The following is a 15,172-nucleotide window of genomic DNA, read 5'->3' on the forward strand; positions in this document are numbered from 1 at the left end:
CTGATGTCCGAATCCCATGGCATGCGCGCGTGGTTCACGCGTTTTGCGAACCGCTGGCACGCGCGGACCTCTACCCGCGCCAAGGCGGTCACGGCCTTTGTCTCGCAACCCGAACCACGCACCATTGGCCTGTTTGCGCGTGGCAGACAGCTTGTCGCCGGCAATTTTCTCTTTGCGGGTAAGCTGGTTGAGGACAAGGAAAACAGCCTTTTTGCGCTGAGGGTGCAAAACCCAGCGTTTCTGGAAGAGATCCATGGCTTTGCCTGGCTTGATGACCTTGTTGCGGTGGGCGATGGCTCCGCCCGCACCCGGGCGCAGGACTGGACCTGGGACTGGATTGAGCAATTCGGACGTGGCACCGGCCCCGGCTGGACCCCCGAACTCACTGGTCGCCGCCTAATCCGCTGGATCAACCACGCGATCTTCCTGCTGCACGGCCGCGAGAAGGATCAGTCCGACGCTTTCTACCGCTCGCTCGCGCAGCAGACGATCTTCCTGTCGAAACGCTGGCCCGCCACCCGCCCGGGCCTGCCGAAATTCGAGGCGCTGACCGGTATGATCTATGCCGGGCTGTCACTTGAAGGGATGGAGGAGCATGTCGATCCGGCAGTCAGGGCTCTGGCGCATGAATGCGCCTCGCAGGTCGATGATCAGGGCGGCATTCCCACCCGTAATCCCGAAGAGCTGCTCGAGGTCTTTACCCTGCTGACCTGGGCCGCACTTGCGCTGGATGAGGCCGGGCGCACCGTGCCTATTCCGCATTTTGCGGCGATTGAACGGATTGCGCCAACCCTTCGTTCGCTGCGCCACTCCGATGGCTCGCTGGCCCGGTTCCATGGCGGTGGCAAGGGGCTGGAAGGGCGGCTTGACAATGCGCTCGCCCAATCCGGAGTAAAAACCCGCCCCTCAGAAGGGCTCGCCATGGGCTTTGCCCGCATATCGGCGGGTCGTACCTCGGTCATCATCGACGCCGCCCCGCCACCCAAAGGGCGGGCCAGTTTTGATGCTCATGCCAGCACGCTGGCTTTTGAGCTGACCTCGGGTCGCCGCCCGGTCATCTCCAATTGTGGTTCCGGCGCCAATTTCGGCGAGGACTGGCGCCGGGCCGGCCGCGCCACCCCGTCCCATTCCACCCTATGTCTCGAGGGGTATTCCAGCGCCCGTCTTTCCAGCGGTGATGGCGCCCGTTCGGAGTACTTTTCGGATGTGCCTGCCCATGTCCCGGTGGAAATCAGCCCGGTCCCCGATGGCATCCGGTTTCAGGGCGGCCATGATGGCTGGCTCAAGACTCATGGCCTGACCCATGCTCGCACGCTGGAGCTGACCTTCGATGGCCGTGGTATGGTGGGCGAGGACCTTCTCGTCTGCCTTGAAGATGCCGACAGGAAGCGCTTTGCCAAGGTCCAGGAAAACGCGCTTGAACCCGGTGTGTTGTTCCAAATTCGCTTTCACATTCACCCCGAGGTCGATGCCGAGCTCGATATGGGTGGCGCGGCCGTTTCGCTTGCGTTGAAAAGCGGCGAGCTTTGGGTTCTGCGCAGCGATGGCACCACTGCGCTGACACTGGAACCCTCGATCTATATGGAAAAGGGCCGTCTGAAACCGCGCGCAACCAAACAGGTGGTCCTGACCGGCCGTGCCGTGGATCAGGCGACTCGCGTGCGCTGGTCCCTCAGCAAGGCCCAGGACACCCCGATCAGCATTCGCGATCTGCAAATGGACAACGTGTACCCGGAGACAAGCTGATGCGCTTCTTGTTTATTGCCGCTTTGATCACAATCCCGCTTGCCGGGCAGGCGGACACGGCGCGCAAGGCAACGCTGACCATCACCGGGAACTCCACCTGCAATCACGGCGGGCGTATTGATGTGCAAACCTCGACCGACGTCATTCCACTGACCTTGCCACCTGTTGATGGCCCCGTTCAGGGCAAAGGAAAATACTCGGTCAGTGGCACGTTGGGGCCATACACTCTATCGGGACCAAGCGCCTCTTCAGGCCATGTTAGAGACGATTCTGATCTGGTTCTGACCTACGGTCAATGGAACTACAACGGCGAATGGATGAACTCTTCTGCGCCGTTCGTACCAACCCAGGGACAGCCCGTCGTCATCCCACTCGATCCGGGTGCTGAAACCGTGGTCAGCTTCACAAATGCCGGCCCACCCGAGGCCCCGTGCACCGGCCAGATGGTCTACAAGATCGACTTCACGCGTGAGACCCAGGTCTGGCAGGTGTCGCTGCCCGGCCATGTGCGGCTTGTATATCATAACAGGTACGAGCAGGTGGATCCGGCAACCGGGGTCTACAGTCCGCTCAACTACACCCATGGGTTCACCTTCCGCTACAAGATGGCAGCCGAAGTCACGCTGGAGAAACGCAAGGGCAGTTGGCAGTACAAATCCGGCACCGTGACACAGGCCCAGGTCGCCCCGGAATACGAACAGGCGCCTCCGCTCTACCAGGTCACAGGTCAAAGCTGCGCCAGGTGCAACAAGGTCGCCGCGCTCAAGGGTACTGCAATTGGCGGCACATCCGATGGCAAGACGCTCACGCTGAACTGGCCTGACATTCGACCCGCGGCGACGGTCTACAGTAAATTCGCGATGAAATGCGCTCCCGGTCCCAGTTTTTCGTCCTGTCAGAACAAGATCAAATACGGCACCAGTTTCTCGGATGATGAAGGCTATTTCCTTTGGCGGGCAGGTGAGCAGGTTCTGCCACTTCAGGACGGGCCGCACGCGTTTAAGGATGGCAAGCCAACCAACACCAGCACGCTTGAGATCGTGCACAATTATAACCTTATGCGCGTTAAATAGGGTTTTCACAGAACCGCGACATATAGGCGGTTCAATCTTTGCCTCGGATGGCGTATGCCGCAGCGCAGAAGCTGCTATCTGACCAATCCGGAGTCTCTGATGCCCGATCTCGCCCCTATCCGCCGCGCCCTTCTGTCCGTGTCCAATAAGACCGGCCTTATTGACCTGGCCCGCGCCCTGTCCGAACGTGGTGTCGAACTGCTGTCGACCGGTGGCAGCGCCAAGGCCATTCGCGACGCGGGGCTGACGGTCAGGGATGTTTCGGACGTGACCGGCTTCCCGGAAATGATGGATGGCCGGGTCAAGACCCTGCACCCGATGGTGCATGGCGGCCTTCTGGCTCTGCGTGACAATGACAGCCACGTCGCCGCGATGAATGAACACGGCATCGGCGCGATCGACCTGCTCGTGGTCAACCTCTACCCTTTCGAAGAAACCGTCGCCAAGGGTGCCGATTATGACACCTGCATCGAAAACATCGACATCGGCGGCCCGGCGATGATCCGTGCGGCGGCCAAGAACTACGCCCACGTGACCGTTGTCGTTGATGTCGAAGACTACGATAAACTGCTCGGCGACATGGATCAGCATGACAATGCCACCTGCCCGAAATTCCGCCGCAAACTGGCCCAACGCGCCTATGCCCGCACCGCCGCCTATGACGCCGCGGTCTCGACCTGGATGGCCGATGCCATCGGAGTCGATACGCCCCGCCGCCGTGCCATCGCCGGCACCCTGGCCCAGACCCTGCGCTATGGAGAAAACCCGCACCAGTCGGCCAGCTTCTACACCGATGGCTCGAACCGCCCCGGTGTTTCCACCGCCCAGCAGCACCAGGGCAAGGAACTCAGCTACAACAACATCAACGACACCGACGCCGCGTTCGAACTGGTCTCGGAATTCGCCACCGCGGACGGCCCCGCCTGCGCCATCATCAAACACGCCAACCCCTGTGGCGTGGCCCGTGCTGACAGCCTCAAGGATGCCTATGTCAAAGCCTTTGACTGCGACCGGACCTCGGCCTTTGGCGGGATCATCGCCCTGAACCAACCGCTTGATGCCGCCACGGCAGAAGAAATCGTCCAGATCTTCACCGAGGTCGTCATCGCCCCCGAAGCCAGCGACGAGGCCAAGGCGATCTTTGCGGCCAAAAAGAACCTGCGCCTTTTGACCACCGGTGGCATGGCTGATCCGATGACCGCTGGTCTGACCTATCGTCAGGTGGGCGGCGGTATGCTGGTTCAGGACCGCGATAACGGCCATGTCGGTGCCGATGATCTCAAGGTCGTCACCAAACGCGCCCCGACTGAGCAGGAATTTGCCGATCTGATGTTCGCCTGGAAGGTGGCCAAACACGTGAAATCCAACGCTATCGTCTATGTTCGTGACGGCGCCACAGTGGGCGTCGGCGCCGGCCAGATGAGCCGCCTCGACAGTGCCAACATCGCCGCCATCAAGGCCCAGCGCATGGCCGATGCCATGGGCCTGCCCGAAAGCCTGGCCAAGGGTTCGGTCGTGGCATCCGACGCGTTCTTCCCGTTTGCCGATGGTCTGATGGAGGCCGCGGCAGCCGGTGCAACAGCCGTGATTCAACCCGGAGGCAGTATGCGCGACAACGAAGTTATCGCTGCCGCAGACGAGGCCGGATTGGCAATGGTCTTGACCGGCATGCGTCATTTCCGGCACTAAGGGAAAAAACAAGAGCAGGCAGATGGGGCAATCAACCATAAATATAGCGCCCCACCAGAGGCAGGAGAGCAAGATGCGCACCGTTTTCTGGGTGGGATTCTGGACGTTTCTGGCCGATCAGGCCAGCAAGTACCTTGTTGTCCACAGTCTCAATCTGCGTGAACTGGGCGAACTCATCGCGGTTCCCGGCTTTCTCAATCTTCGGATGGCTTGGAATTATGGTGTCAATTTCGGTCTCTTTGCCGAAGACAGCGACCTGACCCGTTGGGTACTGGTCGCCGTTGCGCTGGTGATTTCCGGCGCGGTTCTGTGGTGGACTCATCACGAGGAAAACAGCTGGCAAGCGCGTGTTTCTGCCGGGCTTCTGGTCGGTGGGGCGATGGGTAATGTAATCGACCGCCTGCTTTACGGCGCGGTGGCGGATTTTCTGAACGTCACCTGCTGTGGATTCAACAACCCCTATTCCTTCAACATCGCCGATATCGCGGTCTTTGCAGGTGCTGTTGGAATGGTGGTCTTTACCGGGTCGAATACCGGCTCGAAAACCGGGGCGAAAAAGCCCTCGTGACCTTGGTGCTGCAATAGGGTAATACCCTGTTAAAGCGGTGTGGGAGAAGAGCAATGCGCAAACGCATAGCATTCCTGATTTTGGCGGCTGCAGGTCTGTCGGCTTGCAGCGGATACGAACGCGACATCACGTTGCGCGACATACGCTCGGCAACGCCGGGTCCGGACGAATTTGCCGTTCTTCCCGGCAAACCGCTTCAGGCACCCAAAAGCTTTGCCGAACTTCCGACCCCGACCCCGGGATCTGCCAACCTGACCGATCAGAACCCGGTGGCGGATGGCGTTGCTGCGCTGGGCGGCCGACCTGATCGACTTCAGGATAAAGGCGTGCCTGCCGGTGATACCGCTCTTGTGCGGGCCGCATCACGCAACGGCGTCGACCCGAACGTGCGCGCCGAACTTGCCGCCGAAGACGAAGAATTCCGTCGCCGCAAGTCGCGCTTTACCCGTATCCGGATTGTCCGGCAGGATCTCTACAACAAGGTTTACAAGCGCGAAACACTGAACGCGCGTCGCGAGTGGAATCGCTATCGCCGCGCCGGGGCCCGTACCCCTGCGGCACCTCCGGCACAGTAATTCGCCCTCAGCAGGTGGTCTTCAGGATCTTCAGGTGGTTAACCCTTTCTCGACCTGTCTGAGCTTGCCTCACAACTGCGTCAGAACCCGCGCGCAGGCTTGAAGCCTTGCGTCCTGCGCTTATTGTCATGATCAACCGAAACCTCGGGAAAGACGGAATATGAAGCAACTCTTTGCGGCTCTGTCCGCCATGATTGCCCTCGCCCTGCCGGCATGGGCCAATGACCAGATCACGCATTTTACGCTGGACAACGGCATGGATGTTCTCGTGATCGAAGATCACCGCGCGCCAGTGGTGGTTCATATGGTCTGGTATCGGGCTGGCTCGGCCGACGAAACCCCCGGTGTGTCCGGCGTTGCCCATTTTCTCGAACACCTCCTGTTCAAGGCGACCGAAAACCTCGAATCCGGCGAGCTTTCCGCCACCGTCGCCCGCAATGGTGGCCGCGACAACGCGTTTACCAGCTATGACTACACCGGTTACTACCAACGGGTCGCTGCAGACCGGCTGGAACTGATGATGCGGATGGAAAGCGACCGCATGGTCAACCTGAGGCTTGACGAAAACGATATCGCGACCGAGCGTGACGTGATCATCGAAGAACGCAACCAGCGGGTCGAAAACAACCCGTCGTCGCTGTTTCGCGAACAGAAGAACGCCGCGCTTTATCTCAACCACCGATACGGCGTGCCGGTCATTGGCTGGCGCCATGAAATGGAGGGCCTGACCCTCGACGCGGCGCAGGCCTATTACGATGAATTCTACGCCCCGAATAACGCCATCTTGGTTGTCGCCGGAGACGTCATGCCCGACAAGGTCCGTGACTTGGCACAGGCATATTACGGTGTGTTAGAGTCCAATCCTGCGCTGGAGCCCCGCAACCGCCCGTCCGAGCCGCGCCAGATGGCCGAACGCCGGATGATGTACCGCGATGCCCGCGTGGCGCAACCCTATGTCAGCCGTTCCTACATTGCTCCGGAACGCGACCCCGGTGATCAGAAAAAAGCCGCAGCCCTTGTCATGCTGGCCGAACTTCTCGGTGGTGGTCAGACGTCGTGGCTGACCGAAAAGCTCCAGTTCGAGACACAGACGGCGGTCTATACCGGTGCCTTTTACGATGGGCTTTCGCTGGACGACACCTCGTTCACTCTATTCATCGTCCCGGCACAGGGCGTCACCCTGCAACAGGCCGAGGATGCCATGGACAAGGCTGTTGCCGACTTCCTCGAAGCAGGTGTCGATGCCGATCAGCTTGCCCGGATCAAGTTTCAGCTTCATGCCGCACAGGTTTATGCCCGCGATAATGTCGAAAGCCTTGCCAACCGTTACGGCGAGGCCTTGGCCTCGGGCCTGAGGGTCGAGGACGTACAGGCGTGGCCTGATGTCCTTCAGTCGGTAACCGAAGAGGATATCCTGACCGCCGCGCGCGAGGTTCTGGTGCGCAAACACTCCGTGACCGGCTGGTTGATGAGCGACACACAGGAGGTAAGCCAATGATCCTGCGTCTTGTTTTTGCCCTGTCCATTGCCCTGACTTTTGCCGTGCCCGCTCGTGCCGGTGTCGAGGTCCAGGAAATCACGTCGCCTGGCGGGATTGACGCCTGGTTGGTCGAAGAGCGCTCGATCCCCTTTGTTGCGCTCGAACTGCGGTTCAAGGGCGGAGGGTCGCTTGATGCCCCTGGCAAGCGTGGAGCCACAGCCCTGATGACTCATCTTCTTGAGGAAGGTGCCGGGGACCGCGACGCACGCGCGTTCGCCCGTGCCGCCGAGGGGCTTGCCGCCTCGTTCAAGTTCAGAATCAGCGATGACAACATCTCTGTTTCGGCCAAGTTCCTGACTGAGAACCGCGATGAGGCCGTCGCACTTCTGCGCGATGCACTGGGGAACCCACGGTTTGACACTGACGCAATCGAGCGGGTCCGTGCGCAGGTGCTTTCCGGTATCCGCTCGGATCTGAAAGATCCCGATGCCATTGCCGGCCGTACCTTCGATGCGATGGTCTTTGGCGATCATCCCTATGGCTCGAATCATGATGGCACGGAACACAGCGTCGCCGCCCTGACGCGTGATGATCTTGCGGCCGCTCATCGCGGAGCAATTGCCCGCGATCGGTTGTTTATCTCGGCTGTGGGTGACATTTCTGCTGATGAACTGGGCCAGATGCTGGACATTCTGTTGGGCGACCTGCCGGAAAACGGTGCACCAATGGCCGCATCGGTAACGCCGTCCTTTTCCGGCGGTGTGCATGTCACCGATTTCGAGACCCCGCAGTCGGTTGTGCTTTTTGGCCAACCGGGAATCGGCCTCGATCACCCCGATTTCTTTCCTGCCTACATCATCGACACCGTTCTGGGTGGTTCGGGGCAAGAATCCCGCCTGATGCGCGAGGTGCGTGAAAAGCGCGGCCTGACCTACGGCGTCTATACGTACACAGTCGACAAGGATCACGCCGACTATATGGCCGGTTCCGTGGCCTCCGCCAATGACCGTGTCGCCGAGGCCATCGCGGTGATCCAGGATGAGTGGCAGAAGATGCGTGACCGCGGCATCACCGAGCAGGAATTGGAGGATGCCAAAACCTACCTCACCGGCGCCTACCCCCTGCGGTTTGACGGCAACGGCCCGATTGCACGGATCATGGCCAACATGCAGGCCAGTGACATGCAGATCGATTACATCGCCAACCGCAATGATCGGATCAATGCGGTTACTCTGGATGAGGTCAACCGTGTTGCCCGGGAATTACTTGACCCCAAACGGCTCACATTCGTGGTTGTTGGCCAACCCGCGGGCCTGTCGAACTGATGAATAATGTGGGTGCGTGATTTCACGCACCCTCCGTCACTCGCCGTAGGGCACCCAGATATTTTTCACCTCGGTCGCGGCTTCCAGGAATACGCGGCTATCTCCTTCGCCATACCAATCCCGCGCCGTGCCGTTGTTGACCCAACTGCGCTTCAGGTTTCCGGCGCTTTCGTGCTCGATCATCCCGGAAATGTCCGACGATGAGAAACTCCAGACCGAATCCACATCCATATGCCCGGCCAGAGTCGGGGCCAGCTCGTTATGCGCCCCGGTAAGGATATTCACTACGCCCCCCGGCACGTCCGAGGTTTCCAGCACCTGATAGAAATCAGTCGCCGCCAGCGGGTAGGGCTCGGATGCGATCAGCACCGCGCGATTGCCCATAGACATTGCCGCCCCTATTGCAGTGACCAGCCCCAGCAACGGCGCTTCGTCGGCACAGACCGCGCCGATCACCCCAACCGGCTCGCGCATCGCCAGCGCCACACCCCGGATTGGCACACCATGGGCCTGCCCGTCGTACTTGTCGGCCCAGGCGGCATAGGTGAACAGCCGATTGATGCTGGCCTCCACCTCCTTGGCTCCCTGGCGTCCGCCTTTCATCGTATCAATGCGTTTGGCAAATTCGTCGGCCCGCGCCGCCAGGTTCTCGGCGACATAGTAAAGGATCTGCGCCCTCAGATGTCCGGTGGTCTTGCTCCAACTGGCTGCGCCGCGCGCCGCTTCGACGGCGTTGCGGATATCTTTGCGATTGGCAATCGGTGCCTGGCCCAACAATTTGCCCGACTTGGAAAAAATGCCCCGTGAATACCCGCCATCGGGCCGCTTCTGCTTGCCCCCTACATAAAGCTTCGCCGTCTGGTCAATCCCGCCATCCGGGCCGTCTTTGGCAGGGTTAGGCTCTATTTTTGTCAGTTGCCGAACCCGTCCCTTGGGCTTTGTATAGGCACTTAGTCCTTCCCAACCCCCCTCACGGCCAAACCCGCTTTCACGCACTCCACCAAAGCCCGCGGCGGCATCGAACATGTTAGTTCCATTTACCCAGATGACCCCAGCGGCCAGCTTGGGTGCCACGTCCAGTGCCAGGTTCACATTCTCGGTCCAGACACTCGCCGCCAGTCCGTAGCGCGTATTGTTGGCCAGGTTCACCGCCTCGCTCGGCGTGCGGAATGTGGTCGACACAAGCACTGGCCCGAAAACCTCTTCTTGCATCAGCCGGTGCGAGGATTCGAGACCGGTAATCAGCGTCGGAGGATAGAAACACCCTTCCACCGGCAAGGGAGTATCTGCACGGAATACCTTACCCTCATCGCAGCTATCGACCATCTCGGTGATCGTCTGCAATTGCACCGGGTCCACCACGGCCCCTACATCGACGCATTTGTCCATGGGTGAGCCGATCCGCAGGGTCTGCATCCGCGCCTTCAGCTTGTCGTGAAAATCCTGTGCAATGCCTTCCTGAACCAATAGCCGCGACCCGGCACAGCAAACCTGGCCCTGATTGAACCAGATCGCATCGACCAGTCCTTCGACCGCGCTATCAACATCGGCATCGTCAAACACGATATACGGGCTCTTACCCCCCAGCTCGAGGGTCAGTCCCTTACCGCTCCCTGCTGTCGCTTCGCGGATTTTCCGCCCCACCTCGGTCGATCCGGTAAAGGCGATCTTGTCGATATCCGGATGGGTCACGATCATCTCGCCCACCGCGCCGTCACCGGTGACGATATTCACAACTCCCTTGGGCAGCCCTGCCTGCCGGCAGATATCAGCAAACAACAGCGCCGTAAGCGAGGTGTATTCGGCAGGTTTCAACACCACCGCATTGCCCATCGCAATCGCCGGGGCCACTTTCCATGCCAGCATCAACATCGGAAAGTTCCATGGAATAATCTGCCCGCAAACCCCAAGCGCCTCGCGCTCGGGCAATTCGCTCTCCATCAGCTGCGCCATGCCCGCGTGGTAATAGAAATGCCGCTGGACCAGGGGTATGTCGATGTCCCGGCTTTCCCGGATCGGCTTGCCATTGTCCAACGTCTCCAGCACGGCAAAAAGCCGCCCGTGCTTCTGCAATAACCGTGCCAGCGCATATAGGTATTTCGCCCGTCCATGCCCGCCCAGCCTCTGCCATTTCGGCTGTGCTTTGCGCGCAGCCACAACGGCGGCATCCACCTCACCTTGTATCGCTTGACTAAGATGCGCCAAGGTCTCGCCATTGGCCGGATTTTTTGAAGAAAAATCGCCCCTCGGCGCGGTGAATTCGCCATTGATGAAATGCCCGAACCGATCCCCCTGATCCACCAGCCAGGCAAACGCCTCGGCGGCGCCTTCCGGGGCCGGGCCATAGTCCATGCTTTGAAAAATCTCTTTCACGCTCATCTGCTCATCCCATCGCATGTCTGTAGCTGGCCGAATACCGACCGGTCACATGATGCTCTAACTGCCGCTCGATATCTCCCAGCAGGCTCGACGCCCCGAACCGGAAAAGATGCGGATCCAGCCAGTCATTTCCCAGTTCTTCCTTGATCAACGTCAGATAGGTCACCGCGTCCTTGGCTTTGGAAATACCGCCTGCTGGTTTGTAGCCAACTTTCGCACCAGTTCGGCCGTAATAGTCTCGAATCGCCCGGATCATCACCAAGCTCACCGGCAGCGTCGCATTGACGCTTTCCTTGCCGGTCGAGGTCTTGATGAAATCCGCACCCGCCATCATGCAGACCACGCTTGCCCGCGCCACATTGCGCAGAGTGCCAAGCTCGCCGGTTGCCAGGATCGCCTTTACATGCGCCTCGCCACAGGCAGCCCGAAAGGTGCGCATCTCGTCATAGAGTGCTTGCCAATTGCCACTCAGAACATGCCGGCGCGAGATCACGATATCGATCTCCCGTGCCCCGGCCTTGACGCTCTCCTCGATCTCTTTCACCCGCAGGTGAAACGGCGACAACCCCGCCGGAAAGCCGGTGGACACAGCCGCCACCGGAATACCCGATCCGTCCAGCGCCTCGACCGCTGGGGCAATCATGTCGTGATAGACACAGATCGCGCCTACGGTCAGCCCCTGCATATCCAGTGCTTTCAGCAGATCGGCTCGCACCGGTTGGCGCGCCTTGGCACAGAGACGGCGCACCCGACCCGCCGTGTCATCGCCCGACAGGGTGGTTAGGTCGATACAGCTCACCGCCTTACACAGCCAAGCCGCCTGGTAATCCTTTTTGACGCTACGCCGCCCCGGCAAGGTTGCCGCGCGCCGTTCGATCGCTGACGTGTTGGCCTGCACCCGCCGTACCCAATCCAGGTCCAGCGCCATGCCCGGATTTCGCATTTCAACCTTCTGCGGCAGCGTCGTCATCTCTGTCTCTTTTTGCATCGCCCTCTCCCGACACCTATTCCGAACGTGTCACGCACAGACAGCCCATGCAAGCACCCCAATCTGCGAAAAAACTGCACAAACACTCCCGGCATCCCTGCACGCCCGCCGCCTACCCCTGAACGCAACCAAACAAAAAAGGGACAGGCAAATGAAAACCTTTCTTCTCCGTGGTGTTCCAAATTCCCTCGCCATGGATGCATGGTGGCTGACGAGCAGCATGCCACCGCGCCCCCGCCCGCAAGACCCCGGTCTGGAGAGCCCCCTTTGGCCGATGCGGGCGGGGGCTTTGGTTGGCCTGATTGCTCTGGCTGATTTCCTTCTTTGGCAAGTGGCCGCGCCTGGCATCTCGCTGGCGGTGTTCGGTATGATGGTTTTGCTGGTTGCCTGGGTTCTCGCCGGACGTCGTGGCACATCGGGCCTTGTGGTGGCCTTCGTCCTGTTCATCCCCGTGATCGAGAGGGTCCAGGCCCTCTCGTTCTTTTTCTGGGTCACCGGCATGATCGCCGGTGCCACCTGTGTCGCACTCGCCCGTTGGCCGACACTTGCTGCAGGGCTTCGCTTCGTCCTGCACGCACCGGGCCTTGTGGTCTTGAACCTGATCGAACTCACCAAGTCCACCGATGGGATCGAGATGCGCGGCAACCTGCGCTCCGCCTATCTTGGCTGGTTCCTGCCGCTTGGGCTGGGCCTGCTCTTCCTGTTGCTTCTCATCAACGCCAATCCAGTGCTTGAGGGATGGCTGAACACCACCTTTCGCGGCCCTTCGAACCTCAACCCCGATCGCATGATCTTTTGGGCCGGGGTCGGCTTCCTCGCGTGGCCTTTCCTGTCACTGCGATTCATGGTGCAGCGTTTGTTGCTAGGTTTCGCCGCGGGCAAGACCCGCACCCTGCCCGCCTTCTTCAACGCCCAATCCATCCGCCGCTCGCTGATCCTGTTCAACGCGGTCTTCGCGATTCAAACCTTGCCGGACATCGCTATCTTCTCGGGCGGTGCCTCTCTGCCCTCGGGGATGAGTTACGCTGAATATGCCCATCGCGGTGCCTATCCACTGTTGGCGACCGCGCTTCTGGCCGGGGCCTTCGCCCTCGCCGTAAGGCCTTTCGTGCGTGGTAACATCACCCTCCGTGCCGCTCTCCTGTTCTGGATGGCACAGACCCTTCTGCTGGTCATTTCGTCTCTAATCCGCTTGGAATCTTATGTGTCGGTCTACGGGTTGACCCAATTTCGACTGGCCGCGATGGTCTGGATGGGCACAGTTGCCATCGGTATCACGCTTGTCATCGCTCAGGTCCTTCGTGACCAGACTGCCGCTTGGCTCCTCAAACGTTGCGCGGCGCTGGGCGTGATGGTGCTTTACCTTTGTTCCCTCAACAGTTTTGCTGCCACCATCACCCAATATAACCTTACCCATGACGTGGTGCGCGACGCACATTACCTCTGTTCGCTGGACAGCGCGGCCCTGCCGGTCATTCGCCAGAACGAAATCACCACAGGCACCACAATCTGCTATGGCTCGTCAATCCAGCCGTTCCATCTGTCCTCGGACTGGCGCGAATGGGGCTTTCGCGACTGGCGTACAGCGCGTAGCCTTTCCGCATTCAAGGCCGGTTCGGAGGCTCCATGGCCGACATATTGATCATAGATGATGACCCCGAGATCCGAAGCGTGCTGCGCATCGCCCTGAAGCAGGCCGGGCTCAAAACGCGCGAGGCCGGGGACGGTGCAGAGGGTCTGGCCAAGGCCTTGAACGGGCAGGACGATCTCATCATTCTCGACATTGGCCTGCCCGCCATGGACGGTTTCGAGCTCTGCCGCCGTCTGCGGGCCGAGAAACAAACGCCCATCCTCTTCCTCACCGCCCGCGATGACGAGATCGACCGAATCCTCGGTCTTGAACTGGGCGGCGACGACTATGTCTCGAAACCCTTTTCCCCGCGCGAACTCGTCGCCCGTGTCCGTGCCATCCTCAAGCGCAGCCAAGGCAACACCACCGCCAATGGCGTCATGCAACGTGGCCTTCTGGAGCTTGATCCCAACCGCCATCTTTGTCGTTTTAACGGATCGAATGTGGCTCTAACACAGCGTGAAATGGCAATCTTGGCTCTTCTCATGGCGCGGCCGGAAAACGTCTATTCCAAGCCTCAGCTTTCCGATGCGGTATATGGTCCGGTCATCCACGTGTCGGACCGAACCCTTGACAGTCACCTGCGCAACTTGCGCGGCAAGCTGCGCGAGGCCGGGGCAGGGGATGCCATCGAAACCGTGCATGGGGTCGGCATCAGGATGGGCGCATGCAAAGGCGCGTGATCGACCCCATCACCCGCAAATGGCGCCCGCCCCTGGCGCTTGTCATAGGCGGTACGCTGGCGGCCGTGCTTTGCCTGCCGCTTCTGGGTATCGGCTATTTCAAACTTGCCGGGAATATCCTCGGATGGGGCGAAACCTCCTGGCTCATCGCCTGGATGGCGGTTGTTTCCACCGTGATCCTCGGTTTTCTCCTCTGGCGTCTTGTTTTGCGCCCGGTTTATGCGCTCACCACCTACGCCAAGGCGGTCAAAGAGGGTCATCGCGATCTGCCCCTGCCACCGCATTTCGGCACGCCTGAACTCACAGCGCTTGGCGAAGCGGTGCATGACATGGCCACCACCCTGCAAAGCCGCGAGGCCGGCATTCGTGCCTATTCCGACCACGTTACCCACGAGATGAAGTCACCGCTGACAAGCATTTCCGCCGCTGCCGAGCTTCTTTCCGGTGACCTGGACGAAGCCGATCGCGTGCCGCTTCTCGACACGATTCGTACCTCGTCGGCAAGGATGGAGCGCCTTTTGAACGATCTGCGCCGTCTTGCCGCGGCTCGCACGCCCATGTCGCGTGGCCCCTCCGATCTGGACGCCGTTGTGGCCGCTTTGTCAAAACGCACGCCGCTGGAAATCAACGTTGCCCGATCCGGTCTGGTTTCTTTCGATGCCGATGGCCTTCTGGCGGTCCTCGAACAACTCGCTCAGAATAGCGTAGCTCACGGAGCACAGTCTCTAACATTGCATAATTCGCCTCAAACCTTGCACATTCAGGATGACGGTACCGGCATCTTCCCCGGTGATCAGTCCCGTATTTTCGATCCCTTTTTTACCACCCGGCGCGACAGTGGCGGCACAGGTTTGGGCCTTGCCATCGTGCAGGCCATTCTCGAATCCTCGGGCGCGTCCATCGCCCTTGTCCCCTCAGATCATGGTACCGCTTTCGACATCCGCTTCTGACCCGTTGGCGCTTTCTTGCGAATAATTCGCAATAGCATTGACACTCTTGCGAATGACTCTCATATTCACTCTGTCCTTGATGAACG

At 60.1% G+C, this 15,172-nt stretch carries 12 protein-coding genes; 10 read left to right on the forward strand and 2 right to left on the reverse strand.

From position 1 onward, the window contains the following. Positions 1-3 precede the first annotated feature (3 nt). The 7 genes from RXV86_RS11555 (at position 4) to RXV86_RS11585 (ending at position 8,456) form a co-directional block, all read left to right on the forward strand. Complete coding sequence (locus RXV86_RS11555) at positions 4-1,746, forward strand: heparinase II/III family protein (protein WP_316299758.1); 1,743 nt, start codon at positions 4-6, stop codon at positions 1,744-1,746. Beyond that, entirely contained in the window at positions 1,746-2,819 is a 1,074-nt protein-coding gene (locus RXV86_RS11560; RefSeq protein WP_316299761.1) for a hypothetical protein, read from the forward strand. Before RXV86_RS11555 ends, RXV86_RS11560 begins: the two co-directional genes overlap by 1 nt. 99 nt (positions 2,820-2,918) lie before the next feature. Then, complete coding sequence (purH, locus tag RXV86_RS11565; RefSeq protein ID WP_316299763.1) at positions 2,919-4,508, forward strand: bifunctional phosphoribosylaminoimidazolecarboxamide formyltransferase/IMP cyclohydrolase; 1,590 nt, start codon at positions 2,919-2,921, stop codon at positions 4,506-4,508. Positions 4,509-4,581: 73 nt separating this feature from the next. Continuing rightward, positions 4,582-5,076 (forward strand): signal peptidase II, encoded by a 495-nt coding sequence (lspA, locus tag RXV86_RS11570; RefSeq protein ID WP_316299765.1) that lies wholly within the window; start codon positions 4,582-4,584, stop codon positions 5,074-5,076. A 53-nt stretch (positions 5,077-5,129) separates the two neighbouring features. Continuing rightward, on the forward strand, positions 5,130-5,651 hold the full coding sequence (locus RXV86_RS11575) for a DUF3035 domain-containing protein (RefSeq protein WP_316299767.1): 522 nt from the start codon (positions 5,130-5,132) through the stop codon (positions 5,649-5,651). A 160-nt stretch (positions 5,652-5,811) separates the two neighbouring features. Continuing rightward, complete coding sequence (locus RXV86_RS11580) at positions 5,812-7,149, forward strand: pitrilysin family protein (RefSeq protein WP_316299769.1); 1,338 nt, start codon at positions 5,812-5,814, stop codon at positions 7,147-7,149. 2 nt (positions 7,150-7,151) lie between these two features. Beyond that, positions 7,152-8,456, forward strand: a complete 1,305-nt coding sequence (locus tag RXV86_RS11585) for a pitrilysin family protein (protein ID WP_316300260.1) — start codon at positions 7,152-7,154, stop codon at positions 8,454-8,456. Positions 8,457-8,492: 36 nt separating this feature from the next. On the opposite strand, the gene RXV86_RS11590 is transcribed toward RXV86_RS11585, so the two are convergent. Together RXV86_RS11590 and deoC are read right to left on the reverse strand one after the other, a co-directional pair. Beyond that, positions 8,493-10,835: an aldehyde dehydrogenase family protein gene (locus RXV86_RS11590; RefSeq protein WP_316299771.1), complete on the reverse strand. Its 2,343-nt coding sequence runs from the start codon at positions 10,833-10,835 to the stop codon at positions 8,493-8,495. A gap of 4 nt (positions 10,836-10,839) precedes the next feature. Then, a complete protein-coding gene (gene deoC, locus RXV86_RS11595) occupies positions 10,840-11,823 on the reverse strand; it encodes a deoxyribose-phosphate aldolase (protein ID WP_316299773.1) in 984 nt (327 codons plus the stop codon). 151 nt (positions 11,824-11,974) lie between these two features. Between deoC and RXV86_RS11600 the strand changes: the two genes are divergently transcribed. Genes RXV86_RS11600 through RXV86_RS11610 form a run of 3 tightly spaced genes read left to right on the forward strand, consistent with a single transcriptional unit; the run spans position 11,975 to position 15,086 of the window. Next, positions 11,975-13,465 (forward strand): DUF4173 domain-containing protein, encoded by a 1,491-nt coding sequence (locus RXV86_RS11600; protein ID WP_316299774.1) that lies wholly within the window; start codon positions 11,975-11,977, stop codon positions 13,463-13,465. Further along, a complete protein-coding gene (locus tag RXV86_RS11605) occupies positions 13,450-14,136 on the forward strand; it encodes a response regulator transcription factor (RefSeq protein WP_316299776.1) in 687 nt (228 codons plus the stop codon). Before RXV86_RS11600 ends, RXV86_RS11605 begins: the two co-directional genes overlap by 16 nt. Next, positions 14,121-15,086: an ATP-binding protein gene (locus RXV86_RS11610; RefSeq protein WP_316299778.1), complete on the forward strand. Its 966-nt coding sequence runs from the start codon at positions 14,121-14,123 to the stop codon at positions 15,084-15,086. Before RXV86_RS11605 ends, RXV86_RS11610 begins: the two co-directional genes overlap by 16 nt. The last annotated feature ends 86 nt before the right edge of the window (positions 15,087-15,172 follow it).

This window comes from Aliisedimentitalea sp. MJ-SS2 (assembly GCF_032586155.1).
Taxonomy (GTDB): Bacteria; Pseudomonadota; Alphaproteobacteria; order Rhodobacterales; family Rhodobacteraceae; genus JAWHTC01.